The 11,571-nt window shown below is 68.3% G+C and carries 11 protein-coding genes; 4 read left to right on the top strand and 7 right to left on the bottom strand.

The features are described from left to right. From AACZ35_RS08230 to yidD, 4 genes are all read right to left on the bottom strand, one after another. On the bottom strand, positions 1-1,361 hold a 1,361-nt coding region (locus tag AACZ35_RS08230), incomplete at its 3' end, for a peptidoglycan DD-metalloendopeptidase family protein (RefSeq protein WP_339828118.1). A gap of 36 nt (positions 1,362-1,397) precedes the next feature. Then, on the bottom strand, positions 1,398-2,954 hold the full coding sequence (locus AACZ35_RS08225) for a peptidoglycan DD-metalloendopeptidase family protein (RefSeq protein WP_339828116.1): 1,557 nt from the start codon (positions 2,952-2,954) through the stop codon (positions 1,398-1,400). Between the two features lie 67 nt (positions 2,955-3,021). After that, a complete protein-coding gene (locus AACZ35_RS08220) occupies positions 3,022-3,822 on the bottom strand; it encodes a M23 family metallopeptidase (RefSeq protein WP_339828122.1) in 801 nt (266 codons plus the stop codon). Between the two features lie 38 nt (positions 3,823-3,860). Beyond that, positions 3,861-4,124: a membrane protein insertion efficiency factor YidD gene (yidD, locus tag AACZ35_RS08215; RefSeq protein WP_339828114.1), complete on the bottom strand. Its 264-nt coding sequence runs from the start codon at positions 4,122-4,124 to the stop codon at positions 3,861-3,863. Between the two features lie 74 nt (positions 4,125-4,198). Between yidD and dksA the strand changes: the two genes are divergently transcribed. Continuing rightward, positions 4,199-5,176 carry an RNA polymerase-binding protein DksA gene (gene dksA / locus AACZ35_RS08210; RefSeq protein ID WP_339828112.1) on the top strand — a complete coding sequence of 326 codons (978 nt, stop codon included), beginning with the start codon at positions 4,199-4,201 and terminating at the stop codon, positions 5,174-5,176. Positions 5,177-5,229: 53 nt separating this feature from the next. Here the strand turns inward: dksA and AACZ35_RS08205 are convergent, their stop codons facing one another. The 3 genes from AACZ35_RS08205 to cysS are packed head-to-tail and all read right to left on the bottom strand — an operon-like array spanning position 5,230 to position 8,791. After that, the gene (locus AACZ35_RS08205) at positions 5,230-6,975 is read right to left on the bottom strand and encodes a DUF885 family protein (protein ID WP_339828110.1); all 1,746 of its coding nucleotides are present in this window, start codon (positions 6,973-6,975) and stop codon (positions 5,230-5,232) included. Between the two features lie 14 nt (positions 6,976-6,989). Continuing rightward, on the bottom strand, positions 6,990-7,421 hold the full coding sequence (locus AACZ35_RS08200) for a SufE family protein (RefSeq protein WP_339828107.1): 432 nt from the start codon (positions 7,419-7,421) through the stop codon (positions 6,990-6,992). Beyond that, a complete protein-coding gene (gene cysS / locus AACZ35_RS08195; protein WP_339828120.1) occupies positions 7,421-8,791 on the bottom strand; it encodes a cysteine--tRNA ligase in 1,371 nt (456 codons plus the stop codon). Before cysS ends, AACZ35_RS08200 begins: the two co-directional genes overlap by 1 nt. A gap of 119 nt (positions 8,792-8,910) precedes the next feature. Between cysS and AACZ35_RS08190 the strand changes: the two genes are divergently transcribed. The 3 genes from AACZ35_RS08190 to AACZ35_RS08180 form a co-directional block, all read left to right on the top strand. Further along, complete coding sequence (locus AACZ35_RS08190) at positions 8,911-9,477, top strand: glycine zipper 2TM domain-containing protein (RefSeq protein WP_339828105.1); 567 nt, start codon at positions 8,911-8,913, stop codon at positions 9,475-9,477. A gap of 246 nt (positions 9,478-9,723) precedes the next feature. Beyond that, positions 9,724-10,728 carry an N-acetylornithine carbamoyltransferase gene (locus AACZ35_RS08185; protein WP_339828104.1) on the top strand — a complete coding sequence of 335 codons (1,005 nt, stop codon included), beginning with the start codon at positions 9,724-9,726 and terminating at the stop codon, positions 10,726-10,728. Positions 10,729-10,744: 16 nt separating this feature from the next. Then, positions 10,745-11,571, top strand: an 827-nt coding sequence (locus AACZ35_RS08180) for an argininosuccinate synthase domain-containing protein (protein WP_339828102.1), incomplete at its 3' end; no start/stop codon positions are given.

The following is an 11,571-nucleotide window of genomic DNA, read 5'->3' as shown; positions in this document are numbered from 1 at the left end:
TCGAACACCACTTCCTGGCCAAAGTCCCAGGCGCCGTCGCGCTGGCCGACCAGGAAGATGTTGTCGCCATTGTCGCGGTGGCCGTAGAAGAACAGCAGCGCGGTATTGCCGTTGATCCACTGCAGTTCGAAACCCTGGCCGGAGGTCGCCGGTTCGTACCAGGCGCCGATCAGGCCGCGCATGTCGCCCACGGCGGCGGTGGTGTCGCCGACGCGGAAGAAATGGCGTTTGGTTTCGCCCTGGTAGGTGGCCTCGTAGGTCCACAGGCCATGCGGCGCATCGGCCGGCAGCTGGTTGTTCCAGTACCAGTAGCTGGCGTTGTAGACCGCGGGCGCGCCCTGGTCGGCTGAATCGAAGTTCCACGAGGTGAATACGCTCTGGTCCGGCCGCAGCACCCGGAACTGCGTCACCTGGCCCCGGGCCTGGTCGCGGTAGGCAGCCAGCAGGGTGACCGGCTCGCCGGGCTGGAAGTGGTCCTTGTAGCGCGGCTGGTCGGTGTTTTGCTGGATGACGCCGACCTGCGGGCAGCCGAGCAGGGTGGGCGTGGAAGCATGGGTGGAGATCTGGTTGATGCTCGAATCGCGGTAAGGGCGCTGGTCGACCCAGCCTGAAGCGACGTTGTTGCAGGCGCCGGTGTGCGGTTCGATGACGGCGGCGCCGGCGTTTTCGCTGGCGCGCAGCTCCATGTGCAGGTGCGGCCCGGTGGAAATGCCCGAACTGCCGACCTTGCCGATCACTTCGCCCGCGACGATCGCGGAACCGATCGGGCGCGTGGTCACCGAGCCATTCTTGAAGTGCAGGTAACGCGCGACCGTGCCGTCGGCGTGGCGGATGATCACGTAATTGGGCGTGTCCGGCGCGTTCATCGAGCACGACCGGTCGTTGTTGCCGTCGCCGCGGGCGATCAGGGTGCCCGGCGCCACGGCGCGCACGTCCACCGCGCCCTGGTCCATAAGGTGCCAGGAGAAGGGCCAGATGAAATAGTCGATGCCGCGGTGGTTGTAGCCGCTGTTGGTGTCGTAGGTGCGGGTGCCGCAGGTGTAGTCGCGAAGCCGGGTCGGGTAGGCAGGGTCGAGGTCGACATAGTTGGAGATGCCGTGCAGATCGGTGCCGTCGCCGTCCACGGGCCCCAGCGGCCAGACCAGGCCGCCCACCTTGGCCTGCACCTCCGGCAGCCGGCCTTCGCGGCGCAGCATGGCGATGTTGGCGATGGCTTCGTCGGCCAGGCGCTTGTCCAGCGCCGGCGTGACATGGTCGGCGAAGCTGGCCTCGTCCACGCCGTGGCCACCATCGGGCGGCGCGGCGGAGGCGGGCAGGGCGAACGCAGCGGCAAGGGCCAGCAGGGCGCAGGTGCGGATCATGGGCAGGTCCTCCCGGGTAGCGTCGAAATCATACCCCTACTGGCAATCCAGGCCTTCGGTGCGGCCCAGGCGCTCGAGGTTCAGCACCTGGTTGCCGTCGACGCCATCGAGTTCGGCCACCGCGGTTTCGCAGCTGACGAAGGTGATGCGTGCCTGGCCCCAGGCAGGGCGCTGCACCTGGCCCGGATCGAAATTATTGAAGCTGCCGCCGAGCGTCTGGTAGAGGTCGAACACCACTTCCTGCCCGAACTCGAAGCGGCCGCTGCGCTGGCCCAGCACGAAAAAATTGCGGCCGTCGTCGTGGTGGCCGTAGAAGAACAGCAACGCGATGTTGTCGTTGATCCAGTGCAGCTCGAAACCCTGGCCCGAGCTCGCCGGTTCGTACCAGGCGCCGATCAGCCCGCGCATGTCGCCGATGGCGGTGGTATTGCCGACGCGGAACTCATGGCGCCGGGTTTCGCCCTCGAAGTCGGCCTCGTAGGTCCACAGGCCCTGCGGCGCATTGGCCGGCAGTGCGTGGGTCCAGGTCCAGTAACCGCCGGACACGTAGTCGGTGGTGACCTCCGGGTCGTTGGCGGTGTCGAAGCTCCAGCTGGCGAAGACCGCGCCGTTGGCGTCGAGCACGCGGAACTGGCTGGCCTGGCCGCGCCGCACGTCGCGGTAGGAGGCCAGGAAGGTGACCGGCTGGCCGGGCTGGAAGCGGTCGCTCAGGCGCGGGATTTCGGTGGTGTCGGGACAGGTCGGGTAGTGCGGTTCGCCCGAATGCGTGGACAGGCGGTTCAGCAGCGGCTCGCGGTAGGGCCGCTGGCTGGCCCAGGTCGAGCCGCTGGCGTTGCAGGCGCCCTGGTGCGGTTCGATGACCGGTGCATTGACGTGGTTGCTGGCGCGCAGTTCGAAATGCAGGTGCGGCAGCGTGGAAATGCCCGAGCTGCCGACCTTTCCAATGACTTCGCCGGCGGCGATCTGGCTGCCGATCGGCCGGGCGGTGACGCTGCCGCGTTTCATGTGCAGGTAGCGGGCTATGGTGCCGTCGGCGTGCAGGACGATCACGTAGTTGGCGTTGTCCGGGCCGTTCCAGTTGCAGGCCCGGTCGTTGGCGCCGTCGCGTTTTTCCACCAGCACGCCCGGCGCGGCCGCGCGGATGTCCACCGGCGCGGTGTCCATCAGATACCAGGGGAAGGGCCAGGGCACGTAGTCGATGCCGCGGTGGTTGTAGCCGGCGTTGGTGTCGTAGGTGCGGGTGCCGCAGGTGTAGTCGCGCAGCTGGCCCGGGAAGGCCGGGTTGAGGTCGACGAAACCCGAGGTGGCGTGCCATTCGCCGGCCTCGCCCGTGCCGGGTCCCATCGGCCACTGCAGGCCGGACACCTTGGCCTGGACCTTGGGTGGCAGGCGGCCTTCGCGACGCAGCATTTCCAGGTTGCGGTCAACCGCTTCGACGATCTGGCGGTCGAGCGCCGGGGAAATGTGGTCGGCGGCGGTATCTTCGGCCAGCAGCTGCCGGCCCTGCGGCGCGATGGCGGCCGCCGGCAGGGCCAGGGCCAGCAGCAGCAAGGTGAGGGCCTGGCGGCCTGACTCCGGGAATGCAGCGTTCATGCGCGGGCTCCGTCGGCGGGCCTGGCCAGCATACGCGCGCCGCCGCCGCCGTCGTGGGCCAAAAGGACTAGTCGCCAGTGCTTGCCGGCCACTTCTCCAGCACCGCGCGCGGATCCACGCGCACGCCGAACCAGTTCATGCCCCAGTGCATGTGCGGGCCGGTGGCGCGGCCGGTGGCGCCGACCTGGCCGAGCACCTGGCCGGCTTCGACCCGGTCGCCCACGGCGACGTCGATCCTGCTCAGGTGCAGGAAGTTGGAGCTGACGCCGTGGCCGTGGTCGAGCAGCACGGTGCCGCCGGTGAGGTAAAGGCCTGGGTCGGCGAAGGTGACCACGCCGGCCGCCGGCGCGCGGATCGGCGTGCCGGTGGGCGCGGCGACGTCCAGGCCAGAATGCGGCGAACGCGGCGTGCCGTTGTAGATGCGCTGGCTGCCGTAAACGCCGCTGATGCGCCCCTGCAGCGGCCAGCTGAAGCCCGCTGCGAAGTCGCTTCGCTCGTCGTCGCGTTCGCGGGCGGCGACGACCCTGGCCTGTTCGCGGGCAATGCGGGCGGCGATGGCGGGGTCGGGCGTTACCGTCTGCTGGGGCACGCCGTCCACGCGTTCGATCTTCCATTCGCGGCTGGCGACGGGGCGCTGCACGGTTTCCAGGCGGCCGTCGGGCAGTTTCACCAGCAGGCTGACCGGGCCGGCCTCGTCGCGGCCCAGGCCGAAGACGAAATGGCCCTGGGCGTCCACGCGCAGGCTCCTGTCGCCGTAAACCACCTCGCTGCCGGGCTGGGTGCGGCCCACGACCAGGTCGCCCTGGGCCAGGCTTTCAGGCAGCTGCACCGGCGCGGCGTCCGAAGCGACCGCCGGCAGCGGCAACATCAGGCTGAAACCAAACGCGAGGATGATCGGCAGTGGCTTCATTCAGGTCCTTTCTTGTTCCAGGTCTCTGGCACGGGGTCGAGGCCGCCGGGGTGCAGCGGGTGGCACTTGCCGATGCGCTTGGCGCCCAGCCAGCTGCCGCGCAGCACGCCGAAGCGTTCGATCGCCTCCATCGTGTAGCTCGAACAGCTGGGGTAAAAACGGCAGCGCTGGCCCAGCAGGGGGCTGATGGCCACCTTGTAGCCGCGCAGGAGGAGCAGGACGGGTTTTTTCACTGATTGCGCCGGCGGGGCCGTCGGCATAAGGTTGCCGCTGGAGAAGGACTAGGCTATAACACGCCGCCTTCGAGCCTCAAGGAAAGAGAGGAATCGCCCTAGTGGCCGCTAAAAAAACCACCAAGAAGGCCGGCAAGCCGGCCGCCAAGAAGCCCGCCAAGGCGGCCAAATCCGTGAAGCCCGCCAAGAAGACGGCGGCAAAGGCCAAAGCGCCCGCAAAACCCGCCAAGAAGGCGGCCAAGCCGGCTGCCAAGCCGGTGAAGAAGGCGGCTGCCAAGGCCAAACCGGTCAAGAAGGCGGCTGCCAAGGTCGCCAAGAAGGCCGTCAAGGCGGTCAAGAAGGTCGTCAAGGCCGCCAAGCCGGCCGCCAAGCCGGTGAAGAAGGCGGCTGCGAAGCCGTCGGCCAAGCCGGTCGCCAAGAAAGCGGCGGCCAAGCCGGCGCCGAAGGCAGCGGCCAAGCCCGCGGCCAAGCCGGCCGCGAAGCCGGCGGCCAAGACCGCGGCCAAGGCTCCGGCCAAGGCTCCGGCCAAGTCCGCGGCCAAGGCGGCTCCGGCGCCCGCGCCGGTCGCCAAGCCGGCGGTCAAGCGCAACAGCGGCGTGGTGGCGGGTTACGTCAAGCCGACGACCCCGCGCCCCGAGCGCATCAAGCCGGCGACGGCGCGCACGGTGCGCGTTGACCTGCCGGCGGGCTACAAGCCCAGCGCGAAAGAGGAATACATGGGCCCGATGCACCTGGAATACTTCCGCCAGCGCCTGCTGCAGTGGAAGGAAGACCTGGTCGAGGAGTCCAAGCAGACCATCGAGAACCTCAAGGAAGAGGTGCGTGACGTCGGCGACGAAGCCGAGCGCGCCAGCCGCGAGTCCGAAAACAGCCTGGAACTGCGCACCCGCGACCGCTACCGCAAGCTGATCAGCAAGATCGACAGCACGCTCAAGCGCATCGAGGACGGCAGCTACGGTTACTGCGTGGACACCGGCGAAGAGATCGGCCTCGAGCGCCTCGAAGCCCGCCTCACCGCCGAACGCACCATCGACGCGCAGGAACGCTGGGAACACCGCCAGAAACAAATGGGCGAGTAACCCAGGCTGCGTCGTTTACCGAGAAGGCCCCGGGAAACCGGGGCCTTCTTTTTTTATCGTCCGAAGTCGTAGAAGCGCCAGTCGGCGCGCAGGTCCTGGGCCGGGACGTCGCCCGAGAGGCGGGCGCGGACGGCGGCGACGGGCATCGGGCCGCCCATCAGGATGCTGTCGTGGAACTCGCGTTCGGTCATCTTGCCCGAGACGACGAATTCCTCGTGAAGGGCGCGGAACTGCAGGCCGCCGATCATGTAGGCGATCTGGTAGAGCGGGCCGTAGTCGCCGGCGAAGCTGCGGCGCACTTCGGCGCGGGCGTTTTCGCGTTCATGGCCCACGCGTTCCACCAGCAGATTCACCGACTCTTCCGGCGTCATCTTGCCCAGGTGGAAACCCAGCGAGAACAGGATGCGGGCGGCGCGGTGGCTGCGCCAGAACAGCATGCCGATCTTGTCCTCGGGCGTCTTCGCGAAACCGCGGTCCCACAGGCGAAATTCCCAGTACAGCGCCCAGCCTTCGGTCCAGAACGGCGTGTCGAACAGTTCGCGGTGGGTCTGGTAGCGCGTGTTGTAGAAATACTGCAGGTGGTGGCCGGGGATCAGTTCGTGGTGCACCACCGCGCGCGAGAAATGCCGGTTGTTGCCGCGCAGGGCCATCAGCTTCTTTTCGTGCGGCATGGTGTCGGTGGGGTAGGCCACCCACACGTCCTGGCCGCCCAGGAAGAATGGCGCCGTGAGCTGGTATTCCGGCGAAAGCATGGTCATGCGCCAGTCGCGCTTGGCCAGCTCGGGCACGGTGACCAGGTCGTTGGCGACCAGGTAGTCGATGGCTTCGTCGGCCAGTTCGACCACCAGCCTGGGCTGGTCGCCCGGTGCCGGGTGCAGCGCCTTGACCTGTTCAAGCGCGGCTTTCCAGTCCTTGGCGCCCATCTCGGCGGCGGCCTTGGCCAGCTCGGCTTCGCACCAGGCCAGCTCGCGTTCGGCCAGATCCATCAGCTGTTCGGGCGTGTAGGGGATCAGCTCGTGCTGCAGCGCCGCCAGCAGCGCGTCGCGGCCGATCGGGTCGCCGATGATGGTTTCCGGGTCGCTGGCACCGGCCAGCTTGTCGCGCAGCAGCTTGGCGTGGGCCTCGAGCTGCTTGTCCAGCGCTTCGTAGGGCTGGCGGGTCCACCAGGTGAACTCCGGGTCGTAGCCGGCGTGGAAGCCATGCCATTCCTTCAGGTCTTCGCGCACGCCGTCGAGCAGGCCGGCGGCGCGGTAGGCCAGGATCGGCGAGGTGCCGAGCGCCTTGGGATCTTTTTCCAGGCGCGCCTGCAGGTCGGCCAGCTGCTGGCGGGTCTTGTCGAGCGTGGCGGCGCTGGTGCGGCCGTCCGGGTACTGCAGGGCGCGGCGCGCTTCGGCCAGGTCCACCAGGGCGGCGACGCCGGGCAGCAGCGGCGCAGCGTCGGTGACGCGGCCGCGGCGGAAGTCCAGCTGTTCCAGGCGGTAGGCCAGGTCGCGGCGGAACAGGGCGTGGTCGAGCCGGTCTTCGCTGGACAGGCCGGCCGGGTCGATCTGGGCCAGGCGCTGCTGCCAGTCGGTGTAGAGACGGCGCAGCGCGGCTTCGCGGCGGGTGCCGGCGGTGGTGTCGTGCACACGCTCCAGGCTGGCCAGGTCGGCGCGGAACCGGGCCACTACCGGCGCCATCACCTGGGTCTGCACGGGCATCTGCGCCAGCGGCGGCGCCAGGCTGGGCAGCGCGCCGGCCACGGCGGGGAAGGCGAGGGCGGCGGCCAGGCAACTGGCGAGCAGGCGGCGGTGCGGCATGGAAACTCCTGGGATCAGGCCGGCTGGTGCCGGCGGGCGGTGTCCTGGATGAACTGCAGCAGCGCGGCCAGGCCGTTGCTGCGGGTGGGCGAAAGATGTTTGGCCAGGCCGATGTCGGCGATGTAGTCGGGCGTGGTGGCGAGGATTTCTTCGGCGCTGCGGCCGGAATACACGCGCAGGGCCAGGTAGATCAGGCCCGAGACGATGCTCGAGTCGCTGATGGCCTTGAAGCGAAGGTCCTTCGCATCACCCTCGGGCACGATCCAGACCATCGACTGGCAGCCCTGCAGCCGGTTGTCCTCGGTTTTCCACTCTTCCGGGAAGGGCGGCAGCTTGCGGCCAAGGTCGATCAGGTACTGGTAGCGTTCGGACCAGTCGCCGAAGAAGGAAAATTCGTCGGCGATCGCGGCCTGGGCTTCGGCGGCGGTGGCTTCGGTCGGCTGCATCAGGCGCGCCTCCAGCGCACGCCCTGGGGCGTGTCCTCGAGCAGGATGCCTTCTTCGGCCAGCTGCCGGCGGATGCCGTCTGCGCGCACGAAGTCGCGCGAGGCCTTGGCGGCGTTGCGTTCTTCGACCAGGGCCTGGATGCGGGCGTCGTCGCCGGCTTCGGTGCCGCGGTTGAACCAGGCTTCCGGCGACTGCTGCAGCAGGCCCAGCAGCAGGCCGGCGCCGAGCAGTTCGGCCTTGAGGCTGGCGCGGGCGATCGGCGACTCGGCCTTGCGGGCTTCGCCGGCGATGCGCGAGAGCTCGGCCAGGGCTGCCGGGGTGTTGAGGTCGTCGCACAGGGCCGATTCCACCGCCACTGGCACGATCGGTTCGGTGGCCGGCACGCCGGACAGGTCGCGCAGGGTGCCGTAGAGGCGGTCGAGCGTGCGCACGCTTTGTTCGATGACCGCGTCCGACCACTCCAGCGGCTGCCGGTACTGCGCCGACAGCAGCGCATAGCGCAGGGCCTCGGGCGGGTGTTTTTCCAGCAGCTCGTGCACCCGGGCGACGTTGCCGATGGACTTGGACATCTTGGCGCCGTCGAAATTCAGCAGCCCGTTGTGCAGCCAGTAGCGCGCGAACACCTGGCCGCCGTGGGCGCAGGTGGACTGGGCGATTTCGTTTTCGTGGTGCGGGAACTGCAGGTCGATGCCGCCGGCGTGGATGTCGATGCTGTCGCCCAGGTGGGCTTCGGCCATGGCCGAGCATTCGATGTGCCAGCCCGGGCGGCCGACGCCCCAGGGCGACTCCCAGCCCGGCAGGTCGGGCGTGGACGGCTTCCAGAGCACGAAATCGCCGGGCTCGCGCTTGTAGGGCGCCACGTCCACGCGGGCGCCGGCCAGCATTTCATCCGGGTCGCGGCGCGACAGCTGGCCGTAGTCGGGGTAGCTGGACACCGAGAACAGCACATGTCCCTGGGCGGCGTAGGCGTGGCCGGAGGCGATGAGCCGCTCGATCATCGCGATGATGTGCGGGATATGCGCGGTGGCATGCGGGCTGACGTCGGGCGGGGCGATGCCCAGCCCGGCCATATCCTGGGCGAAGGCCTCGGCAAACTTGCCGGTGATCTCGCCGATGGGCACGCCCTGTTCGATGGCGGCCTGGTTGATCTTGTCGTCAACGTCGGTGATGTTGCGGGCATAGACCAGGCGGCCGTAGCGCCGGCGCAGCAGGTTGGCCAGCAGCCCGAAGACCACGTATGGCCGCGCATTGCCGATATGCACGTAGTTGTAGACCGTGGGCCCGCACACGTACATCGTCACCCGGTCGGGATCCTGGGGTTCGAAAACCTCCAGCTGGCGGGTCAGGGTGTTGTAGAGGCGCAGTTCCATGGCAGGGTTGGCAGTCAAAGTCCGGAGTCTATCAACGGATGCCCCCCGTTTAACGAAAATCTTAGGCCAGGGTTCAGCGTCACGATGCTTGAATTCCCGGGTCCGTCCGGAGACTCACCATGTCGCTTGCCCTGCGTCTGTTCCCCCTGCTGGCCCTGGCCGCCACCCCCGTGCTTGCCCAGTACCCATCCGAGCCCTACCAGGACGAGGATTACGAGCAGTACGCAGCGCCCGCGGTGCCCGAGAACGTCAGCTATGGCTACGCCCAGGTGCTGCGCGCCGACGAGGTGGTTGAAATCGTTCGCACCCGCACCCCGGAAGAGCGCTGCGACGGCGTTGAATACCGCCAGTCCGGCCAGACCACCGGCGGCACGGTCATCGGCGCCCTGGTCGGCGCCGCCCTCGGCAACCAGGTCGGCAAGGGCGATGGCCGCAAGGCCGCCACCGTGGTCGGCGCCGTCGCCGGCGGTGCCATCGGCAACAACATCGCGCGCAACAAGGCCGAAGCCGAGGCCCGCGGCTGCCGCATCGTCGAGGTCGAGCGTGAAGAGCGCCAGGTGGTCGGCTACGACGTCGAGTACATGTACAAGGGCGAAAAATACATGTCGCGCCTGCCCTACGACCCCGGCAACCGCCTGCGCATCCGCGTGGCCGTCAGCCCGGACGAGACCGGCTACGCCCGCTGAGTTGCGGCCGCCCCGGCCCCCCGGCATACTTCCGCCCCATGACCTGCACCGTCCCCACCGCCGCCGTAATGACCTCCGCCTGGATGGCGGCGGGCATGACTTCGCGTGCGCGCCGACCGGAAGCCCACCTTTCCGCTGGGTAGCCGGGGGCGTTTGCCTGTCCGCTGATGAAAGCCCAGCTTCGTGCTGGGCTTTTTCGTTTTCGATTCCCTGATTTCCCCTCCACCGACCGCCAGGACCCACCCCATGAAGCATTTCCTGAACACCCAGGACTGGAGCCGTGCCGAACTCGACGCCGTGCTGGCCCAGGCCGCCGCCTTCAAGCGCGGGGAGGCCGGGCGCCAGCTGGCCGGCAAGTCCATCGCGCTGGTGTTCTTCAACCCCTCGCTGCGCACGCGCACCAGCTTCGAGATCGGCGCCTTCCAGCTGGGCGGGCATGCGGTGGTGCTGCAGCCGGGCAAGGACGCCTGGCCGATCGAGTTCGAGCTGGGCACGGTGATGGACGGCGAGGCCGAGGAGCACATCGCCGAAGTGGCGCGGGTGCTGTCGCGTTACGTGGACCTGGTGGCCGTGCGCGCCTTCCCGAAGTTCCAGGACTGGTCGGTGGACCGGCAGGACCGGGTGCTGCGCAGCTTCGCCAAATATTCGACGGTGCCGGTGATCAACCTCGAAACCATTACCCACCCCTGCCAGGAGCTGGCGCACGCGCTGGCCCTGCAGACCCACTTCGGCACCACCGACCTGCGCGGCAAGAAGTTCGTGCTGACCTGGACCTACCACCCCAAGCCGCTGAACACCGCCGTGGCCAATTCCGCCCTGACCATCGCCACGCGCCTGGGCATGGACGTGACCCTGCTGTGCCCGACGCCCGAGTACGCGCTGGACGAGCGCTACCTGGGCTGGGCCCGCGACAACGTTGCCGAAAGCGGCGGGTCGTTCCAGATCGGCCATGACATCGAATCTGCCTACACCGGCGCCGATGTCGTGTACGCCAAGAGCTGGGGTGCGATCCCGTATTTCGGCCGCTGGGAGCAGGAAAAGCCCATCCGCGAGGCGCACAAACACTTCATCGTCGATGAGGCCAAGATGGCGATGACCAACAACGGCGTGTTCAGCCACTGCCTGCCGCTGCGCCGCAACGTGAAGGCGACCGACGCGGTGATGGATTCGCCGCAGTGCATCGCCATCGAAGAGGCCGAGAACCGGCTGCATGTGCAGAAGGCCGTGATGGCCAAGCTGGCCAACCAATAATTCCCTGGAAACTGAAATGACCGACAAACACATCGTCCTTGCCTTCTCCGGCGGCCTCGACACCAGCTTCTGCATCCCCTGGCTGCAGGAACGCGGCTGGGCCGTGCATACCGTGTTCGCCGATACCGGCGTGGACGCCGAAGAGCGCGCCTACATCGAAGCCCGCGCGGCCGAGCTGGGCGCCGCCAGCCACGTCACCGTCGACGGCGGCCCGGCCATCTGGGATGGCTTCGTCAAACCCTTCGTGATGGCGGGCGAGGGCTACCAGGGCCAGTACCCGCTGCTGGTGTCGGACCGCTACCTGATCGTCGACGCGTCCCTGAAGCGTGCCGGCGAGCTGGGCACGCGCGCCATCGCCCACGGCTGCACGGGAATGGGCAACGACCAGGTGCGCTTCGACCTGGCGGTGAAGGCGGCGGGTGACTACCAGATCGTCGCGCCGATCCGCGAGATCCAGAAGGAACACACCCAGACCCGCGCCTACGAACAGGCCTACCTGGAAGAACGCGGTTTCGAAGTGCGCGCCAAGCAAAAGAGCTACACGATCAACGAGAACCTGCTGGGCGTGACCCTGTCCGGCGGTGAAATCGATCGCTGGGAAGTGCCGGGCGAGGGCGCCCGCGGCTGGTGCGCGCCGCGCGCCGAGTGGCCGGCCGAGGCCCTGCGGGTGACGCTGACCTTCAAGGACGGCGAAGCCGTGGCCCTGGACGGCGAGGCCATGCCGGGTGCGAAGCTGCTGGCGAAGTTGAACGGCCTGTTCGCGAAATACGGCGTCGGCCGCGGCATGTACACCGGCGACACCACGATCGGCCTCAAGGGCCGGATCATCTACGAAGCCCCTGG

Source organism: uncultured Arenimonas sp., assembly GCF_963976025.1.
GTDB lineage: Bacteria > Pseudomonadota > Gammaproteobacteria > Xanthomonadales > Xanthomonadaceae > Arenimonas.
Note: the sequence above shows the minus strand (reverse complement) of the source record. Positions and strands in the feature narration are given on the sequence as shown.